Origin of the sequence: Syntrophomonas sp. UBA1041 (assembly GCF_002316705.1) — a bacterium.
Taxonomy (GTDB): Bacteria; Bacillota; Syntrophomonadia; order Syntrophomonadales; family Syntrophomonadaceae; genus DTU019.
In genome coordinates this window covers 1-19,886 of sequence record NZ_DCEA01000084.1, presented here as the reverse complement: position 1 = coordinate 19,886, position 19,886 = coordinate 1, and the positions used below count along the sequence as shown (strand labels likewise).

Below are 19,886 nucleotides of genomic sequence, written 5' to 3'. Positions count from 1 at the left end.
GAGCGGACCTATTGAGCAACGCAAGTATTCGCTTTTGTCGACGGTCTGGGCAGAGGGTTATAGCCCTCTGCTTTTGGTTTTGATGGCAAGTTTGTCTTTGCCGGCGGTAATTTTTTAAAATTAAACATCAGAAAAAGCTGAATTAAACTCGAATATATAATTAGAGGCTGATTATGGAGTTAAATTGATTGGACCGCTAAGGTCAAAGTCATGGCCGGGAGGATACCAATATGAAAAAATACTCATGGTTTATTTATCTGATCAGTGCGCTGCTCGCCTACGCGATAGTCGCGGACACTCCCCTGCATAATTACCTGGCCAGCATTAGTTTGGCCGATCCCTGGTTTGCTTCTGAATCCCAACTTAAAGAAGTCGACCTCAATACATCACCCGGAACCGTTCCCGGACAAACCGCTGTAACCGCAGAGGTTGACACTCCCCAGGCGGTGCCGGTTCCCGATCCTGAAGCCGGCAATCAACAGCCTCAGGGCAATACAAGCGCCAAAGAATACCATGGAAATACAGCTGATGATGCCGGTAAAGCGGCGGATAAGCCGCCTGCCGCCACCACTCCTTCCAAAACAGTCGCCCAGGCAAATACTCCGACCAGGGCCAAGCCTGCTCCGGCCAACAGCACCCAGCCTGACAATGCAGCGCAGGAGATGCTGGGCTATATCAACACTGCCCGGGCAGAAAAAGGGCTATCCCCGCTGGCTCTGAACAGCGCCCTCTGCCAGGGGGCTTATATGAAGTCCAAAGATATGGCCGTGAATAATTATTTCAGCCATAACTCGCCCACCTATGGCAGTCCGTTTGATATGATGAAAAACCAGGGTATAACTTACCGCTACGCGGCTGAAAACATCGCTAAGAATTTCAGCGTCCTGGGAAGCCACAACGCTTTTATGAATTCCAGCGGGCACCGGGCCAATATTTTAAACCCCAACTTCAAAAAGGTCGGCCTGGGTTTTTATTGGGAAGAAAACTATTTGTACGTAACCCAATGGTTTACCAATTAACGTCAGCCGGACTGATTTTCCTGAAAAGAGCGGGCCATCACAAAGCCCGGTCGCCTGATACTGCCGCTGATAGCTACCTGCCGTATCTCTCATCCATCTTGAACGGCTTATGGTATTTTTAAGGCGGTCTGACGTTTTTTCTCCCTTATGATACTTTGGGTAAAAAGCGGCTGGTTTGATTACCTCAGGGGGTTTTCATATTGAACCGGCACAGAAAAACAGCCCGTAAAGGGCTGTAAAATAGAAAATATCAATATCTCCGCTTCACTTACAGAGTATTGTCTAATTTGAAAACGCGGGCTACAGCACGGTGGACATTGTGCGGAAAACCGGCCCGGGGATGGTGAAGAAAGACACAGGAGTTGACGTAACTCAGGCCCAGTTGTTGAGCAAGCTTTAAAACCGCCTCGTCAGCAGACCCCTGTTGAAACCATACCTTTTTAATGCCCTGGTCAAGGCACTGCGGTAACAGGGTCACAGTAACCCGGGGATTGGTGAAAAAAATAGCCCCATCTACCTCCGGAATCAGATCTAACGACGGCATGCTAACTATCCCGGCGATGTTTTCCTCCCGGGGGTTTACCGCAACAAGTTCGCAGCCCTGGTCGATTAAGAACTTACAAGCCCCTCTGCTGAAGGACTTGGGATCCCTGGACAGCCCCACTACTGCAAAACGATGGTATTTCCTGAAGAAATCTTTCATAACGTATGCTCCTTCTCCGCTAACCTGGGGTTAGCTGCACCTGTAACCATCATAGCATCGTGATTGGCCGATATCAACGATCCTGGATCGGCCTGTAATAAAGCTGTGCAGGGCGAGCGGCGGAAGCGAAGAGCCAGGCGCTCAATAGGCCCGCGATTGAGGCGTACAAATAGTACGTTGATTGAGCGGACCTATTGAGCAACGCAGTTATTCGCTTTTGTCGACGGTCTGAGCCCCCGGTAATATCCAGGGGCTCAGTTTGTTGCGGGTCTTATGTAGATTTATTTCTCGCTGTTCCCGGGCATGACAAAATTATTCAAAACTTATGCCCTTTAGATTACCTTCTCTGCCCGCAGATTCTTGACTTCTTCCTGGGTAAAACCTCCCACGGACATCAGCACTTCGTCATTGTGTTCCCCCAAAATGGGAAACTTCAGTTTTATCTGGCCGGGGGTCTCTGATAATTTTATAGGAATGCCGGTAAGGCGTACGGTTTTATCAGTGTTGCTGAAATTCTCCATCTCAATGATCATGTTGCGCGCTTTCACCTGGGGATGCTGGCAGACTTCGTCCAATTCCAGGACCGGAGTGAAGCAGATGTCACTATCGGCAAAAAACTCTACCCACTCATCCCGGGTGCGCTCCAGCATTATCTCTGAGATCTCAGCTATGATCTGCCGTTGTGAGGCCTTTTTAAATTGTTTTTCAATCAGATCAGGGCGGTTGATTTTCCTGCAGAATTCGGCATAGAATTTGTCCTCGACCGCTCCCAGGCTTACGTATTTTCCGTCTTTGGTAGTGTAGATCTGGTAGAAAGCATAACCACCCGTTAACAGGTCGTCCCCTAATACCGGCAGGGTCCCCTGACCGGACCACTCGCCCAGCGTATAAGCCATCAGACTGACGGAGGCATCCATCATGGCGACATCACAAATTTGTCCCTGCCCGGTTTTTTGCCGGGCGGCCAGGGCCAGTAAAATGCCGATAACCGAATGTAAAGTACCTCCGGCGATATCCGCTATCTGGGTCCCGCTTATGGCCGGTTTGCTTTGATATACCCCGGTTACGCCGGTAATGCCAGCTAAATTCAGGTAATTAAGGTCGTGGCCGGCAGCGTCGCGCAGAGGTCCGTCCAAACCATAGCCAGTCAAGGCACAGTAAATAATACCGGGGTTGACGGCTTTCAGCTGTTCGTAGCCTAAACCCATTTTCTCCATTACCCCGGGTCTGAATTGATCAACAACCACATCGCTGTTGGCTGCCAAGCGCTTAAACACTTCTTGGCCTTCGGCTTTTTTGAGATCCAAAGTGATGCTTTTCTTATTGCGGTTCACGGTAAAAAAGCGGGCGCTTTCTCCGGCAATCAGGGGCGGAAGCATGCGTCCCAAATCGCCCCCTTTGGGATCCTCGACTTTTATTACCTCGGCTCCAAAGTCAGCCAGCATCTGGGTCGCAAAAGGTCCTGGCAAATATCTGGATAAGTCCAGCACTCGGATACCTTCCAAGGGTAAGTTCATATTTATTCCTCCCTATCATACCAATATCTTCACTTCACTCTCCAAATCCTTATTGTATCACCCTCTCTCCCGCCCGGGGCTTCCGGTATAAACAACATGACAATCAGGCCCGGCCAACCATGCTGCTTCCAAGAGCCCTGGCCTCGCCACAATAAGTGTCCGCTTCCATACCTCTTCCCGGCAACAGCTAACAGACCTGTTGTCACAGGCGGCATGTAATTATACAGGCAGGTGGTTGGTCTGGAATTATCTCTCTCTAAGAAATATTATTCCGGGTCAAAATTCATTATTAGCATAAAAAGCATACCTGGCGGTATGCTTGGTAAAACGAGAACTGCGGTGATCGCTTACTTGTATTTTATTATAATGGTTTTTCCAGCACAATACTGCTCATTATCACCAGGGAGGCGCAATGCCCCATCACCACCAATGCGCCCGGTATTAAAACAGCCATACCAGCGTCACCAGGTTGGAGTGAATTAAAAAGAGAGGCCGGCCCGAAAGCTGCCCCTGCTTTAACGCAGATGGGGGATTTTGAGAAAGGGGTACGGGGGTGTTCGGGACTTGCACCCGTTAGACCGCGCCCATGCCGGGCGCACAACCAAAGGGTATATCGTTCCTGCAGCCCGATATACCCTTTTCATTATGACTAATAAAGCTCATAATGCATGGAGTCAGAGTAGGAGTTGCCCCATTTAAAGCCGGCTGGTTGGAACGCTTTTTGCCATAGAATGAGATTAGGATCGTTGGTTTCAGTCTGGGGATTCACATACCTGAGATGATTGGAAGCGTTTATGTCCACAGCTATGCCCCAGGAATGATTGCTCAGGCCTTTGCTGGCATTCCAATTGACATGCCGGGGAACCCAGGTGCCGTCAAAAGTTCTTACTAGGCTTAAAAGCGATACTTTTTTGCCATTAACAGTTGCGGTACCGTTGGCTATAGTCGTAAACGCCTGGATAAACCTGTCTTGGGCTAATCTATGTACTGGGACGGTCCGGTTTACTCCGGGCAGCTTTACGTATACGATGTTTTCCTCCACCCATTGGGGATCGATCTCTATTCTGCCCCCACTCAGTTCCCGGTAGCGAAATTGGCCGTAGATGCCTTTGCTCACACTGAGTTTGGGATATTTGTTCACGTCGGTTTTTAGGGAATTGGCTCTTGAAACCTGGGGAGTCTGAGCAGAAGCTTTGGTTGAGGATTGCGGTTTTGCTGAGCTTGTCTTAACAGACTGCGCACTCGGGCTGGCGGTGACATCAGCGGCAGCGGAGACCGCATCCGGCTTATCCCCCTGAGCATCCCGGGGTTCAACCGGATCCTGCGGTTCTGATGACGGCTCAACTACCGGTGATGATGGGATTGCTTCCGGCTGAAGAGCCTGACTTGAGGCTGTCAGCGCTGGAGTCCCTGGAACGTCCGGGTGGTTTGAACTCCACGTACTGACAAACAGCATGACGATAAAAATGAGTGCTGCCAAGTATACGGGTATTTTATTCATTAAAACCTCCTGGCCCATATTCATCCAGATATAGCACCATAGCTGCTGAGCTATACTAAAATGCCATTGCTGGATAGTTACTGCTGGCTTTACATTCAATTCTACCGATGACAGCATTTTGTCGTCAAAGGTAAGATTAGGTAAAGCCCGTACCAGGGCCCTGAAAGAGGTCTTCCATCACCGCCGCTGCGGAAAATATCAAGACATTCTCAACTGCCCTCCGGACTACCAGTACTTAATCGGGGCGGTTTTCAATCCTCAAGCAGTTTTTCATTCTATCACTAAAGGCACTCCTGCACCCGCTTGATCAACAAATTGACGCAGAGATTTATATTCTCCGGGGTGTATATCTGCAGATCGCCCCGGTAATAACGTGCAAAAAGGGTATTTACCATTTGCTCATGATCTATCCCGGCCTCACTCATTTCCCGAATACTATGGTAAGCCTGCCGGGCCGCTTGCAGGGCCCGCTCATAGAAGGCCGGGATCTGTTGTCCGCTCCACAAAGTGCCGTGTGCCAGCCCCACCACCCGGGCCGGGAACCCTCGCATTCTCTGTATGGAATCCATGTACATTTCATAGCTCTGAAAAAATATCGGAAAAATCTCCTTATCGGAAATCTGAAAACCGGCCACGTCTGAAATAAACAACACTTTGTCTTCAGGCAAATAAGCCGCCACGCTGCAGGGGCTGTGCCCCGGGGCAGCGATTATTTCCAGCGTGCACCCGTCCCCGGTTTTAATCTCGTCGCCATCATTCAGGATAGTCTGAACCGCTATTGCCTTGGGCTCGGGCACTTCCACGGCTTTATCCAGGAAGCCCCGTTCTATGAGTACTTTTACCATTTCGCGATCCTGGGCAAAAAAACCGGTCATTACCTTTTGCTTCTGCATGACCTGGCAGGCATAGGAACTGGCGGCTACCCGGGCCTCCGGGAACAACTCCAGCAAGTGAGGAATGCCGCAGATATGATCGAAATGGGCATGCATGGCTAAAAGGTTGGCTACCTCGGGCTGGGGATTCAACTCCGGCCATTGCTGACGCAGATTGGCCACTGCACCGCTTACCCCGCCTTCCACTATAATGGATTGCCTTTGACCCACCACAAAGAAGTGGAAAAGATGATTGCCCAAACACCAAACATTGTCCGTTAATCTCAGGCTCATATCATAACCCCTCCTTTTTTATCCTAACAAAATGCGAAACTAGTTCTAGTATATTCTATTACTGGCGAGAATTAGGATATAAATCATACAGCCGGCTGATCTAAGCAGTTGCTGCTAAGCAATCCGGCAGCAAAAAGGGGGCTTTGCGCAGGACGATATGATGCCAGAGAATGAACTCTAAACTTAGGTTTAGATGGTACGAAAATGCGGGGAAAAAGGATTTCTTAAATATATCAAGAATATTAAAAGCTATTTATGAGGAATGGTAAAAATATGTTGAAGAGAAAAATAAGTGAAATTGATTTGCTCAGGGGAATCTCCTTTTTGGCCATCGTCTTGCAGCACGCCCTGGCCAGCTTTATTTATCTTCCGGCGTCATCAGCAAGCAACGCATTGGTTTCAGCTTTTCTTTTGTTATTGATCCGTTTTGCGGTCCCTATGTTTGTCTTTATCACCGGTCTGGTTTTGTTTTACAACCACAGTGACGGAGAGCTTGATTATCCGCAGATGTTAAAGAGAAGGTTCTCCCAGGTATTTATCCCTTATTTCGTATGGACATTGTTTTATTTTGTGTGGATCAGCTTGATTTCCGGCGCCGGGGCCAACAGTGAAACCGCACTATTGGCGCGACTGGCCAGATTAATAGTCTCCGGGGAAGGCTATTACCATCTCTGGTTTATGGTTATGATACTTCAGTTTTATCTGGTCTTCCCCTTATTCAGATATGTGGTTCGCCGCGGGCGCCATTGGGCTATAGCTGTTTTAGGCGCAAGCTGCTTGCTGTATTTTGCCTATCTGTGGGGTTATCACCATTTGGTGCCGGGACTGTATGAACGGGCATCCCTGCCCTTATTTAAGACCCTGCTGGATTATCGCGACCGCATTTTTCTAAGCTGGTTTTTCTATTTTATTCTGGGCGGCTTTGCCGGTCTGTATATTGACAGGCTGCGCAGTATCCTGCGCCGCTTCCAGAGTGTAAACTGGGTGGTCAATATCGCGGCTTTCGCTGTGATTTTTCATCAGATGGCCCAGACCCTGACAACAACCCCTGAGGGCCTGTATGCCATCAATTATCAGCTCACCCTGCCCCTGAGCTATCTTATGATGGTTTACCTGATTTCCTCGGTCTTAACCTTTTATCATCTGTCCTTAACCTGGCTGCCCAGACATCAATGGATAAGGCGACTGCTGCGCGCTTTCGGGCAGTGCTCCTTCGGCTGCTATTTCGCCCATCCCTTCGTGCTGCATTATACAGATGCCTTTACCCGGGCAAATTTCGGAGGGCTCAATACTATCGTTCAGATCATGATCACCTTTGTGGCCTGTGCAGGCCTCACCCTGTTATTGAGCTATGGCTTGAGCAGGATGCGTACTCCGGTGGGAGACCTGTTTGTGGGCCGGGTACCGGGAGCGCGCCGCAAAGCCATGCCTGCACCGACCCATCCGCCGGTTGCTCCCCCGTTGGACGTATAAGCCCGCTATTTTCCCCGGCTGCCGGCCTGTTTCATGGATAAGGCCACTTTATGGCGCTCCTTATCCACAGATATGACCGCAACTTGAACCACGTCCCCAACCGCTACCACATCCAGGGGATGCTTGACATACCTCTCCGCCAGTTCCGAAATGTGCACCAGCCCGTCCTGCTTGATGCCGATATCCACGAAGGCGCCGAAATCAACCACATTGCGCACTGTACCGGGGAGAACCATGCCCGGGCTCAAGGCTTCGATATCCAGGACATCGCTGCGAAACAGCGGCGGCGGCAGTTCATCCCGGGGATCGCGGTGCGGTTTGAAGAGGCACTCCAGCACATCACGCAGGGTCGGTTCCCCGGCCGCCAATTCCCGGGCCAAGGCCTTGATGTCCAGGCGGCGGGCTTTATCCCGCAGGGAATCGGCTCCGATCTCCGCCAGCGATGCCCCGGCTCTGCTGACGATCTCCACGGCCAGGTGATAGGATTCAGGGTGGATGGCAGTGCTGTCCAGGGGGTTTTCGGTGCCGTAAATACGCAGGAAACCCGCCGCCTGTTCAAAGGCTTTGGGCCCCAGCCGAGGGACCTGCAGAAGCTCATGCCGCCTTCCGAAAGGGCCGTGGGCATCCCGGTATTGTACGATGTTGCGGGCGGTGCTCCGGGAAAGGCCGCTTATATATGACAACAAGGCCCCGGAAGCGGTATTCAAGTCCACCCCGACTTGGTTTACCGCGGATTCCACCACTGTGGAGAGATTCTCATCCAATTCCCGGGCGGGCAGGTCATGCTGGTATTGGCCCACCCCGATGGAACGGGGTTCGATTTTCACCAGTTCCGCCAGCGGGTCCTGCAGCCGGCGGGCGATGGAAATGGCGCTGCGCTGGGCTGCTTCCAGACCGGGAAATTCCTCCGCGGCCAGGGGCGAAGCTGAATAGACGCTGGCCCCGGCTTCGCTGACGATGGTATATGGAACCTCGACAGCGTGATTCTTTATCATGGCGGCCACAAATTGCTCCGTCTCCCGCGAAGCGGTACCGTTGCCGATGGCGATGGCGTTCACCCCGTATCTTAGCATAACCTCCAGGAGTATCGCTTCAGCCTCGGCAATACGCTGCTGCGGCGGGGTGGGATATACCACTCCTACCTGCAGCTTTTTGCCGGTACTGTCCACTACCGCCCATTTGCATCCGGTCCTGAAGGCGGGATCTATGCCCAGAACGGTTTTCTCCCGCACCGGCGGCTGCAGCAGCAGGCTTTTCAGGTTGCGGGCAAAAATCTGCATAGCCTGCTGGTTGGCGCGCTGGGTCAACTCTGTGCGCAGGTCCCTCTCTATAGCCGGTTTCAACAGCCTGCTCAGGCTGTCCTCTACCGCCCGGCCGATGTAGCCCGCCTTTTCAGGGGTTTTGGCATATTGACCGGTCAAATGATCACGGGGGTTATCGGTATCGTATACCAGTGTTACTTTCAGGTAATCCTCGCGCTCCCCCCGGTTGATGGCCAGGATGCGATGGGCCGGTATCCTGGAGACGGACTCCTGATACTGGTAATACATGGTGTAAGCCGACTCTGCGCCGGCATCCCGGGCCTTAACCATCAGCACCCCCTGTTTGCGGGCATAGTCGCGCAGCCAACTGCGGCTGCGGGCGTCTTCGGCTACCGTTTCGGCGATGATGTCCATAGCCCCCTGCAGAGCTTCCTCTGCATCCGCCACCGTCTCGCCGGTAAACCGAGCAGCCATCGTCAGAGGATCGCCGCTCTGGGGTGAGAGCATCCATTGGGCCAGGGGCTCCAGGCCTTTTTCCCGGGCGGCGGCTGCCCGGGTGCGGCGTTTGGGTCGGAAGGGCAGATATATATCTTCAACTTCTACCGGCCGCGCCGCCTGCATGATCCTGCCCTCCAGTTCCGGACTCAGTTTGCCCTGCTCGGCGATGAGGCGGATAACCTCCTCTTTGCGCTGCTTCAGGGCACGGTGCCATTTGAGCCGTCCTTCGATGAGGCGAATGGCCACTTCGTCCAATCCCCCGGTCATCTCTTTGCGATACCGGGCGATGAAAGGTACAGTATTGCTTTCATCCAACAATTTTGCTACTATTTCAACCTGACGGCCCGGTATCTGCGTCTCTAACGCTATCTGTGCCAAGATGTTATCCATTTCTCTGCCTCCAAAAAGTGATAACAAAAACCAGCCTAGTCATTTCCCAATAAATGTAAGCTAGTGCTGGCTATACTAATCATTCGCTTAATTTGATAATACGAAACGCTATTCTAGCGGAATTCCACCTGCAGACAATCATTTAACAATCGACACCATGACTCCCATTTGCGGGGAAAGGAGTTCTGCCCGCTTTTCTTGACCCGAAAGCCATCGAACTCAATGCGAATCACCCATTCGCTGCCCTCACCTTCGTCCAGTTCGTATCTTTCTCCCCAGTAGAGCAGCCCACAGCCCTGCAAGCCATCTATAAAACCGGACAGACCGGCAGAGTCCATAAAGATAGTCTTTTCCTCCAGCGGAGCTTCATGGCTGCCCCGGGCAGCATCCCAGCAGCGGAATCTCCTCCAGGTGCCCCGACCTTCCGGAAGGTCCAACTTGAACTCAACCCCGCCTCCCCCCTGGCAGCCGGAAGCCGCGTGTATGGAGACAATATCTCTGTAATCCTTGTCCATGGGAACCTGGTCTATCCAGACGCACTCCTCACAATCCCGGCAGGGGTGCCGGTAAACTCCGGCCTGCAAGCACAAGCCGCGCTTTTTGACCGGGGTATTGTCACTGAGAGCATCAGCCCCCGGCGACGATGATATAATATGAGGTCTTTTTTCCATACCGTCCCTCCCCATTGAACCGTCCTCAAAGCGCACCTGCTACCAATTCCAGGAGCCGTCGTCATTCCAGCGGCTCGGCGGTTTTTCAGCCAGGCCCGTCATTATCCTGAGTCTGTCGTTTAAGGTGCTCTTTTGTTTGAAATAACCGAGCTCAACACAAGCCGGATCAGCCTCATACGACTTCTGTTCCGCCTCAGCCACAGTAACAGCCTTAAGATTGCTTTCATCAAAGCCAGCCGGATATTTTTTGCCCAGTATATATGGCGGGGCATAATAGATGCCCGTACTCTGGTCCACATAAACCACGGCTTGAGGAGGGGCCTTGTCGGAGATAATAATGAATTGACCCACCAACCCCAGCAGAATCACGATTCCAATCAGGATGGCCAGTATACTGTAAATTCTTTCCGAATTGGACATTTCAAACTGCATGGATTTCATCACCTCGCCACTCCCATATTCTTGACGTTTTTATTTTTCCCACAAAGTTCGCGGCCGTCAAGCTGCAACCCGTTGACCCTGGCAGATCTACCTGTGGAAATATAGATAAAACCGGGCAGCCTGGAACTATCCTCGTTGCAACCTTAAAGCACCCGCCCGGAAATCGCGGCAATGCCCTTGGCCTGAGGCCGTTCTATTTCCTTCCCGCTGCTTTTTGATACGCAGGCAGCAACGATTTACTTTCACCTAATGGTAAATATTTCATACTTATTTTCAGCGCATCCAGGGCGGCGTCATACTGTTCATCCGTATAAAGGGCTTTGGCCTCTTCAAGTTTTGCCATGGCCAAAGGCGTTCTCAATTCGTCCAACACTGGCTGAACTTCAGCATAGATTTCTTGGTCCGCCTTGCTTATTTTTACAAAACTATCATAAGCCATAGAGTGATCACCTGCCGCCAGGTAATCCTGGCCCATCTGATAGAGAATCTTGGCCTGCTGGCGCTCATAAGCCGGGATTTCCACAGCTATCCACAGTATAAAGGCTACCGTAAACAACAAGGCGGTAACCCCGGCGCCTTTCCCCCAAAACGAAGCCGGTCGGGCAGTAAACACCCTGACCAGGGATATAATCGAGAATAGCAGAAATAACACTAAAGTGATTCCGGCAATATACCCTAGCAATAATTCGTCCTCCCACTAAAGCTTAGTATTGGTGAATAGTTCGTCATTACCATAATTTTTCCTCTTTTGGTAAGCCGGTATGCAGCATTATAGAAGGTTTGTATAAACATTATGCCCGGATGAGCTCTGATGCGCATCGGCAGTTCCCAGCTATACCATAGAGGCCATCCCCATCAGGAGAAAGCCTCTATAAATCAGCCTATTTATTTTAACTCCGACCTGATCAATCGATATATCCCGCTTTGCATAAGGCGTTCACATAAGCTAGCGCACTGGCTTCGAAGATGTCGGTGCTGACCCCTCTTCCCACCACCAGGCTGTTTTTATAGCGGATCTTCACCGTAGCATCCCCCATAGCTTCGGAGCCGCGGCTGACCGATTTCAGGGCGAAATCCTCCAATTGAACGGGCTTGCCCACAATCCTATCCACTGCTTTAAAAACCGCGTCCACCGGACCGTCGCCGCAAGCCGCATCACTGTACACTTCACCATTGACTTCCAGAGTGATGGTTGCGGCAGCATTGGCCGCCCCATTGGAGGTAACCGATAATTGTTTGATGGACATTCCGTTCACCTCTTTGCCGGCATTGCCCATCAGGGCATGCAGGTCTTCATCGAATACCTCGCCCTTTAAATCCGCCAAATCGAGAAACTTGGCATAGATATAATCCAGATTATCCTCAATATTGGTATAACCTAATTCCGCCAGGCGGTGTTTCAAGGCATGACGCCCGGAACGTGCGCTGAGTACGATCAGGCTGCGCGGGAAGCCTACCACTTCGGGATCAATAATCTCATAAGTATCCCGCTTCTTCAATACCCCGTCCTGATGAATGCCTGAAGCGTGCATAAACGCGTTAGAACCGACAATAGCCTTGTGGCTGGGCACGGCCACGCCGGTAATACGTGAAACCATGCGGCTGGTGGCTGCAATTTCCCGGGTATTGATATCGACATCCACTCCATAGAGACTCTTCTGACTGTAAATGGCCATGATTACTTCCTCCAAGGAAGTATTCCCGGCCCGCTCGCCGATGCCGTTTATGGTGCCTTCCAGCTGGGAAGCCCCGGCCCTGATGCCCGCCAGGGAATTGGCCGTGGCCATTCCCAGATCATTGTGACAGTGAATGCTGATTATAGCCCGGTCAATGTTCTTGACATTGGCCACTAAATGAGCGATCAGGTCGCCATATTGCCAGGGGGTGACATAGCCCACGGTATCAGGTATATTAACAACCGTGGCGCCTGCGGAAATGACTTTGGTTATGATCTCAACCAGGAAATCGCGTTCGCTGCGGGAAGCATCTTCCGCGTAGAATTCAACATCATTTACATATTTCTTAGCCCGTTTAACCGCCGCTACCGCGGCCTCGACCACCTGGGACGGCGGCATCTGCAGTTTTTTGGCCATATGCACCGGAGAAACCGCGATTCCGGTATGAATGCGGGGGGCCTCCGCTTCGCGCAGGGCTTCCGCGCAGATATCAATATCCTTTTCCACCGCCCGGGTGAGCCCGCAAATGGCAACCCCTTTAATCTCTTTGGCAATGGTTCGGACCGAATCGAAATCACCGGGAGAAGAGGCCGGGAATCCCGCCTCGATGATATCCACTCCCAGCTTCACCAGCTGGCGGCTGATAGCCAGTTTTTCTTTGACATTCAGGGTGATACCCAGGGATTGCTCCCCATCTCGTAAGGTGGTATCGAAAATATACAGCTTGCGCATGGTTTAAATCCTCCTTATTATCGCATATGCATTTCAGTAGGTCAGCAAGGTCTGGTTCCATCGAAACCACCTCCTTATCAAATATAAAAAACCCTTCGCTCATTTAACTTGAGACGAAGGGTATACTCCGCGGTACCACTCAATTTAGCGACAACAGCCGCCCGCTTTACCAGATACGGGACTTGAGCGTCCGATATCCGCTTCCTTTTAACGGTGGAAGTTTCCGTCCGAGCCTACTGGGAACTTCGGTCGGCAACTCAAGGGGGAGTTCGGTAAGTCGATGCGACCGCCTTCCACCAACCGGCGGCTCTCTGTTTCTCCATCGGGTTTACCTATTCATCCCTATCATAGTCGTTTTTATATATTGCATAACATTATAAGTAATATTATTTATCCAGTCAACGGTTTGTCATTAACCACCAATACCTATATATATGCGATAACGGTCACGATTATTCCAAATTTCGAAACCTTCCTGGCATTCTGCAAATATCATCAATGGGTATTGAGAGAAAAGCCGGTAATAAATGCCCGCCTAAAACACCGAGGCCCCGGGATCGTTTATTAATTCCGCCAGTTGCCGATAGATGGCAATCACCTCGGCCTCTTTCATGCGCACCAGCCCGCTGCTGGAAGGAGCCACAAAATCCTTTACTCCCGCAACCGCCTGACCGGGCTGCAAACCCCACAACAGACGGTTCTTTCCCGAATAGGCCTGATAGACCCCCTTGCCGACGTAACACACTATTCCAGGCCGATACCCCATCACCTTGCTTCTCAGCAGTTCCCGCCCGGCTGCATACTCTGCCTTACTTATGTCAGCAGCAGCCCGGGTAGGGCGGGGCACAATATTTGTAAGCCCATAACCCAGTGCCAAAAGGCTTGCTCCCTGGTCAGGCTTCAACAATGTGGGGGTTAAACCGGAACGATACAATATCTTCCAAAACCGGTTGGAGGGATTGGCAAAGTGATATCCGGTTTCACCTGAGCGTATACTGGGATTGAAGCCCGTAAAAAGAATCCTCAGTCCCGGTTTGATATAATCCGGAACTTCTCCAAGGGGTATATCCATAATCTGTTCAGCCCTTCCCTGGAAATGTGATTTCAGCAATACAGACTATCATATTACAAAAACTTAAGGGTATCTATGCAGGAGATGCTCCTCCCGTCTAAGAATATATTATAGATTTAGCCCATGTTTACCCACAACAAAAAATGAAAGGTCTGCACTAATATGTCAACTAATTCCGCCAGGCTCCGCGGTTTGCTTGAAGAACCCGGTATACTTTTGGCCCCTGGTGCCTATGACGCTTTAAGCGCGCGAATCATTGAAAAGATCGGCTTTAAACTCATCATCATGGGGGGGTACAGCATCGCCGCCTCCCGCTTGGCTCAACCAGACTTTGGGGTGCTCACACTGACAGAAATGGCGGCCGCATTGAAGACCATCCGCGATGCCATAGACATTCCCGTCATTGCAGACGGTGACACCGGATACGGCAACCCGTTGCACGTGCGGCGCACTGTGCAGGAGTACGAAAGAATCGGAGCCGCAGCCATAATCTTTGAAGATCAGGTGTTTCCCAAACGCTGCGGGCATATGCTGGGGAAAGAAGTGATCCCTTGCGAGCAGCACGTTCAAAAGATCAGATCCGCTTGCGAAGCCAGGCAGGATCCGGACCTTCTCATCGTAGCGCGCACCGACGCTCTGGCTACTCAGGGATTACACCGGGCTATAGAGCGAGGCAAGCGCTATTTAGAGGCGGGAGCCGAAGCCCTGTTTATTGAAGCCCCACAGAGTGAATCTGAACTGGCTGCTATCGGCCAGGCTTTTCCCGATACGATACTGGTGGCCAACATGGTAGAAGGAGGGCGAACCCCCTGCCTAAGCGGCGAAGATTTAAAACAGCTCGGTTTCAAGATAGTCTTCTGGCCGTGCACCGCCTTATATGCCCTGGGCGCCGCCTTGGAGAAGGTCTTTTCCACCTTGCTGGCGACCGGGTCCACCGCAGCCTGCCAGGCTGAGATGTTGTCATTCAATGATTTTAATCAACTGGTTGGACTGGAAAAATACCTGGATTTGGACAGCCGCTATAAAACATGATTTCCTGATTTTAGAAGGCCACAATATTTTACTTGGTGCAAGACAGGGCTGTGAAATATTGTAGGGTTTTTATAGAGTAGATCCGATTTATAGACAGCTGATAATATCATAGTGGAGGGTAAAAATGTATAAGCGGATTTCCGTAATGTTCGCGGTATTATTGGTACTAATAATCGTTGCCAGTTCCCTTTACGCCAGTCAAGACACCTACGTGGATATTTCCTATGGCTCGTCACCGGCTCAGCAGCTGGATATCTTTCTTCCCGATGGATTTGAAGCACCTTATCCGGTCATCATTTCAATCCACGGCGGCGGTTGGTGCGGCGGAGACAAGACGGGTCCCGACACTGAAATCGCCAAAGCCGGGTTGAAGCGCGGTTATGCGGTAGTAGCCGTTAATTATCGCCTGAGCGGGGAGGCGATTGCTCCCGCGCAGATTCAGGACGTAAAGGCCGCCATCCGCTTCATTCGCGCCAATGCAGGCAAATATCATCTGGATCCCAACAAACTTGCGGTATGGGGTAGTTCAGCCGGCGGCGCCCTGGCAGCCCTGGCAGGGACCTCTTCAGGCGTTCAGGAATTGCAGGACCTGAGTATGGGGTACACTCGTTTTTCCGACCGGGTTCAAGCGGTGGTGGACTGGTGCGGCCCGGTGGATCTCGCCACTATGGATCAGCAATTCAAAACAAGCGGTATTAACGGTGAAAAGATGGATGTTTTGGATTCGTATGGGTCAAAGTATGTGGGTAATAGAATCACCCTGGTTCCAGAGCTGGTACAGCTGGTAAATGCCGCCAATTATATAACCCCGGATGATCCCCCGTTTTACATTCAGCACGGCACCGCTGACACCCTGGTTCCTTACCAGCAGTCAACCGAACTCACCAAGAAATTGGAAGCGGTTTTGGGAAAGGATAAGGTACAGTTGGTAACCATGCCCGGTATGGGTCATGATGGCCATGGTTTTACCAACCCGGAAAGCATCAGCCATGTTCTGGACTTTCTAGATAAGACCCTGAAATAACCGGTCTTTTAACGGAAAACAGACCCCTGGCGGGTCTGTTTTCGTCTTGGGATCATGGCCGGGGACTGCGTTTCATCACCCTGAGCAGCACGAACCGCGGACACCCTCAGGATCAATCAGAATATACTGGTTCTTGTCACGAGTCACCTGGTTTTCAGCAATCAGCCTTTTCAAGGTTTGCGCCACCATCACCCGGGAAGCACCGATGAAACAGGATATCTCGTACTGAGTGAGTCTCATATTTATTCTAGTACCCTCTGGGCATGGTTCGCCGTACTCGGCGGCCAGTTTGATCAGAAGTTTAAGCACCCTCTCCCGGGTCGAACCGATACGGAAATCAAGCACCTCCTGGGAAAAAGCGCGCAGCCGGTTGCCCAGGTTACAGATAACTTGAAGCGCCAGTCCTGGCGATTCCCGAATAACTTCCTCCAGGTTGTCGCGGGTGAGAATGCACACCCGGGAATCCACCATGGCTATAGCCGAGGTCAAATGCCTGGTTTTATCGCAGATGGAATTCTCGCCCAGAAATGAGCCCTTTCCCGACAACTGCAATATAATCTCTTTGCCTTCCTGATTCACCCAAACAGATTTAAAGGTCCCTTTTTGGACCACAAATAAGACATCGGAAATATCTCCCTGCCTGTATAAAGCCTCGCCCTGTTTTACATGGGTTGACATGGCCGCCCTCTTGCACAGCGTGGTTACCAGTTCGGGTTCAATACAGGTCAGGAAAGGCAGACTCTCCAGTGAATAGCTAAAAGATTCTGGCATTTGTAATTATCCTTGTCAAATAATTGATATCCGGTATCTGAGCCTTGGTCTATTGTTATCATATATCATCGTGAAAAAATCAGCAAAGAAGATGTGGCGGCGGGGTTGAAAGCACTGTAATATTGCGAGCGGATAATTTATCGTCCGAGACAACCTGGAAAGGAGAATTATGATGAGCAAGAAGATCGTCATTGTCGGTGGTGTTGCCGGAGGAGCCAGTGCGGCAGCGAGACTCAGGAGGCTGGATGAAGCGGCTGAAATTGTAATCATCGAACGCGGTGAACACATATCCTTTGCCAATTGTGGATTGCCTTACTATGTGGGGGGTGTAATCAACAAAAGACAGAGCCTGTTGGTGCAAACCCCCCGGGCCATGCACAAGCGCTTCAATATCGATGTGCGCACTCACCATGAAGCGATCAGCATCCATCCCCAGGATAAAACCCTTGAAGTCAGGGAATTGCTCACCGGGGAGACTTACGTTGAAAAGTACGACTACCTGATACTGTCCCCCGGCGCCCATCCCATCATTCCTGACATCCCCGGAATAAATCTGCCTAATGTTTTTACCGTTCGCAATGTTCCCGACAGTGATCTCATAAAAGATTTTGTTACCGTCAAACAGCCTGCGGCGGCGGCCATCATCGGCGCAGGTTTTATTGGCCTGGAAATGGCGGAAGCCCTGCATCAATCAGGGATAAATACCACCGTAATCGAGTCCGCAGCACAGGTCATGGGCGCTCTGGATCCGGAAATGGCAGCGTTCCTGCATCAGTATTTACGCCGCCAAAATGTAAACCTGATTCTGAATGATAAAGTGGTGGCCTTAAAGGGGTCTTCCAGGGTTGAAGGCGTCGAACTGCAGAGCGGTCAATTTATAGCAGCCGATATGGCCGTTCTGGGAATCGGTGTGGCCCCGGAGGTCGCTTTGGCTGAAGCGGCTGGATTAGCTCTGGGATCTTCCGGGGGCATTCTGGTCAACGATGGCCTGCAGACTTCCGACCCCAATATATATGCGGTTGGCGACGCCATTCAGGTAAAGGATTTTGTTACCGGTAAAGCGGCTCTGGTTCCTCTGGCCGGGCCAGCCAACAAACAGGGCAGGTTGGCTGCCGACCATATTTGTGGCCGACAGGCCAGATATAACGGCACCCAAGGTACCGCCATCCTTAAGTTCATGGATATGGTGGTGGCAGTCACCGGCAGCAACGAAAAACGACTGGGCCAGCAGGGAATTAACTACCTGGCCTGTCATACCCATCCCGCTCCGCATGCCACTTATTACCCCGGCAGCTCGCATATTGAAACAGAAGGGTTATCAGGTGAGAAACATCAGCGGAGGATTTAAACTTTTCCAGGCCATCAGTTAGCCAGGGCGGTTTGAGCTAAGCGCAACTGGCTTTCAGTTGGAATAAAGGCAGCTGGGTCAGAGGCCTGTACAATTACCGGCACCAATATGATATTTCAAAGTGATTGTTAAATAATTGATAGACCATCCCAGTATTATTCCTTATCATAATAACATATAGACTAATACATATAGCCGATTCGGTAAGGGCTTCTGACTATCAGCACTCCAATATGGCTCATAATACGCAGCTGTGCTGTTTTAAGAGTTTTCTTCAGACAGATATATAGAAAGAAAACCATTAGGGTGATGGGTAGTACCAAACAGCAAAGGGGGCGGTAAGGCAAGGTTGCTGAGTATCATGCTGATGGAGTAAGTCGAATGGTTATTAAGGAGGGGAATCAATGAGCGAATTCGTAGAAAAAGTAAAAGATAATGCGGCAAATAATTTCAAAGTTGGCCTTAACTGTGCAGAATCAGTCCTCAAAGCGGTTCTGGATACCGGGGTGGCTCCGGAATATCCCACCGAGGCAGTGGCACTGGCTACCGGGTTCGGCGGCGGAATGGGACTGGCCGGGCACAATTGCGGAGCCCTGGTCGGGGCAGTTATGGCTGTCGGGGCGGTGCATGGACGTAAAAACCCCATGGAGGGCGAATTCCAGGATCGTGTGGACCGGCTCTACGGTAATCCCGGCCTGTACAGATTCTTTAATGGTATGTCCCATGAATTCAGGGAAAAATACGGCGCTCTGGACTGTAAAACCCTTAACCAGGATTACCCCGAGTGGTTTGATAAAAACCGCTTTAAGGCTTGTATGAAAATGGTTATCGATGTTGCCGGAATGGCGGCGGAATATATTGAGAAGGGCACTTCCGATGGTTATACCCAGCCTTTCGGGGAGAACGTAGCCAAAAAGGTTTGATGCTACGCCGGTATATTCAGGTCTTATTTCTTTTTAAAAAATTAGAAAGCGGTGTTGAGCCGCTTTCTTTTTTGCTTGCTGTCTTATATAAACCTACCAACAAAGAATATACAATAATAATTATGACTCCTATAGAGCCTACTGCACCCATAGGCCTTATACCTACAATTAGGAAGACTATGCCAATGATAAGATTCATAATCACCTTATCGACCTTCAATGACCATCTGCCTTCTAAATTTCTTTGCGAATCAAAATGTTCTTTTGTGTAAAGGATTATTCCTATGGAATAAAGTAAAAGGAGTGGATTTAATATTAAAATGTGATATATTGCATTCACATAGCAGCGACGAGCAAAGATAGTCTTCTTGCGTATCGTGGTCATATCTATTCAGGGTTAGATCGGTCAATCCGCACATTTAAGACCAGTTCCCTTATCATTACATTAAATAAAGTTTATTTATTGCCATGTCCTGACTTTATGACATAGGATCGTCAAAAGCACCGCAGATACTATGCTTGAGGGCATTTGAGGGGTTGAAAAATCTCCTGTTATTTCAGATTGAGGGAAAGATCCAGTTTGGTAGCCGTTCGAAAATTAGTTAAGGTCATATTGGTTTTCAGCGGAGGGAGCCCTAGAACTTCGGCCAACTGAAGATAACTCTCG

Annotated in this window: 18 protein-coding genes and 1 other annotated feature; of the genes, 6 read left to right on the top strand and 12 right to left on the bottom strand. The window is 50.6% G+C overall.

Going from position 1 to position 19,886, the window contains the following annotated elements; genetic code table 11:
• Positions 1-230 precede the first annotated feature (230 nt).
• Positions 231-1,019, top strand: coding sequence for a CAP domain-containing protein (locus B2633_RS12570; protein WP_483171043.1), 789 nt, complete (start codon positions 231-233; stop codon positions 1,017-1,019).
• Between the two features lie 268 nt (positions 1,020-1,287).
• Here B2633_RS12570 and B2633_RS12565 read toward each other — a convergent pair whose 3' ends face one another.
• The 4 genes from B2633_RS12565 to B2633_RS12550 form a co-directional block, all read right to left on the bottom strand.
• Positions 1,288-1,722, bottom strand: a complete 435-nt coding sequence (locus tag B2633_RS12565) for a CoA-binding protein (RefSeq protein WP_483171042.1) — start codon at positions 1,720-1,722, stop codon at positions 1,288-1,290.
• Positions 1,723-2,054: 332 nt separating this feature from the next.
• Complete coding sequence (locus tag B2633_RS12560; RefSeq protein ID WP_483171041.1) at positions 2,055-3,239, bottom strand: CaiB/BaiF CoA transferase family protein; 1,185 nt, start codon at positions 3,237-3,239, stop codon at positions 2,055-2,057.
• Positions 3,240-3,888: 649 nt separating this feature from the next.
• Positions 3,889-4,740 (bottom strand): M15 family metallopeptidase, encoded by an 852-nt coding sequence (locus tag B2633_RS12555; RefSeq protein WP_483171040.1) that lies wholly within the window; start codon positions 4,738-4,740, stop codon positions 3,889-3,891.
• Between the two features lie 281 nt (positions 4,741-5,021).
• A complete protein-coding gene (locus B2633_RS12550) occupies positions 5,022-5,906 on the bottom strand; it encodes an MBL fold metallo-hydrolase (protein WP_483171038.1) in 885 nt (294 codons plus the stop codon).
• 276 nt (positions 5,907-6,182) lie between these two features.
• Between B2633_RS12550 and B2633_RS12545 the strand changes: the two genes are divergently transcribed.
• Positions 6,183-7,379, top strand: coding sequence for an acyltransferase (locus B2633_RS12545; RefSeq protein WP_483171037.1), 1,197 nt, complete (start codon positions 6,183-6,185; stop codon positions 7,377-7,379).
• A 5-nt stretch (positions 7,380-7,384) separates the two neighbouring features.
• Here B2633_RS12545 and B2633_RS12540 read toward each other — a convergent pair whose 3' ends face one another.
• The 6 genes from B2633_RS12540 to B2633_RS12515 form a co-directional block, all read right to left on the bottom strand.
• On the bottom strand, positions 7,385-9,529 hold the full coding sequence (locus B2633_RS12540) for a Tex family protein (RefSeq protein ID WP_483171035.1): 2,145 nt from the start codon (positions 9,527-9,529) through the stop codon (positions 7,385-7,387).
• 113 nt (positions 9,530-9,642) lie between these two features.
• A complete protein-coding gene (locus B2633_RS12535) occupies positions 9,643-10,200 on the bottom strand; it encodes a hypothetical protein (RefSeq protein WP_483171034.1) in 558 nt (185 codons plus the stop codon).
• Between the two features lie 39 nt (positions 10,201-10,239).
• A complete protein-coding gene (locus B2633_RS12530) occupies positions 10,240-10,644 on the bottom strand; it encodes a hypothetical protein (RefSeq protein ID WP_483171033.1) in 405 nt (134 codons plus the stop codon).
• A 190-nt stretch (positions 10,645-10,834) separates the two neighbouring features.
• The gene (locus B2633_RS12525; protein ID WP_483171032.1) at positions 10,835-11,323 is read right to left on the bottom strand and encodes a hypothetical protein; all 489 of its coding nucleotides are present in this window, start codon (positions 11,321-11,323) and stop codon (positions 10,835-10,837) included.
• Positions 11,324-11,546: 223 nt separating this feature from the next.
• Positions 11,547-13,049, bottom strand: a complete 1,503-nt coding sequence (locus B2633_RS12520) for a 2-isopropylmalate synthase (protein WP_481042646.1) — start codon at positions 13,047-13,049, stop codon at positions 11,547-11,549.
• A gap of 106 nt (positions 13,050-13,155) precedes the next feature.
• Positions 13,156-13,407 (bottom strand) — a binding site (T-box leader).
• Positions 13,408-13,584: 177 nt separating this feature from the next.
• A complete protein-coding gene (locus B2633_RS12515; RefSeq protein ID WP_483171030.1) occupies positions 13,585-14,121 on the bottom strand; it encodes a mismatch-specific DNA-glycosylase in 537 nt (178 codons plus the stop codon).
• Positions 14,122-14,283: 162 nt separating this feature from the next.
• Between B2633_RS12515 and B2633_RS12510 the strand changes: the two genes are divergently transcribed.
• Entirely contained in the window at positions 14,284-15,153 is an 870-nt protein-coding gene (locus B2633_RS12510) for an isocitrate lyase/PEP mutase family protein (RefSeq protein WP_483171029.1), read from the top strand.
• Between the two features lie 124 nt (positions 15,154-15,277).
• Positions 15,278-16,177, top strand: coding sequence for an alpha/beta hydrolase fold domain-containing protein (locus B2633_RS12505; RefSeq protein WP_483171027.1), 900 nt, complete (start codon positions 15,278-15,280; stop codon positions 16,175-16,177).
• A 75-nt stretch (positions 16,178-16,252) separates the two neighbouring features.
• On the opposite strand, the gene B2633_RS12500 is transcribed toward B2633_RS12505, so the two are convergent.
• Positions 16,253-16,948 carry a Crp/Fnr family transcriptional regulator gene (locus B2633_RS12500; RefSeq protein WP_483171026.1) on the bottom strand — a complete coding sequence of 232 codons (696 nt, stop codon included), beginning with the start codon at positions 16,946-16,948 and terminating at the stop codon, positions 16,253-16,255.
• Between the two features lie 172 nt (positions 16,949-17,120).
• Here B2633_RS12500 and B2633_RS12495 point away from each other — a divergent pair, with 172 nt between their 5' ends.
• Positions 17,121-18,296 carry an NAD(P)/FAD-dependent oxidoreductase gene (locus B2633_RS12495; protein WP_483171024.1) on the top strand — a complete coding sequence of 392 codons (1,176 nt, stop codon included), beginning with the start codon at positions 17,121-17,123 and terminating at the stop codon, positions 18,294-18,296.
• A 404-nt stretch (positions 18,297-18,700) separates the two neighbouring features.
• Entirely contained in the window at positions 18,701-19,219 is a 519-nt protein-coding gene (locus B2633_RS12490) for a C-GCAxxG-C-C family protein (RefSeq protein WP_481042635.1), read from the top strand.
• 16 nt (positions 19,220-19,235) lie between these two features.
• Here the strand turns inward: B2633_RS12490 and B2633_RS12485 are convergent, their stop codons facing one another.
• Positions 19,236-19,559, bottom strand: a complete 324-nt coding sequence (locus B2633_RS12485; protein WP_483171023.1) for a hypothetical protein — start codon at positions 19,557-19,559, stop codon at positions 19,236-19,238.
• Between the last annotated feature and the right edge of the window lie 327 nt (positions 19,560-19,886).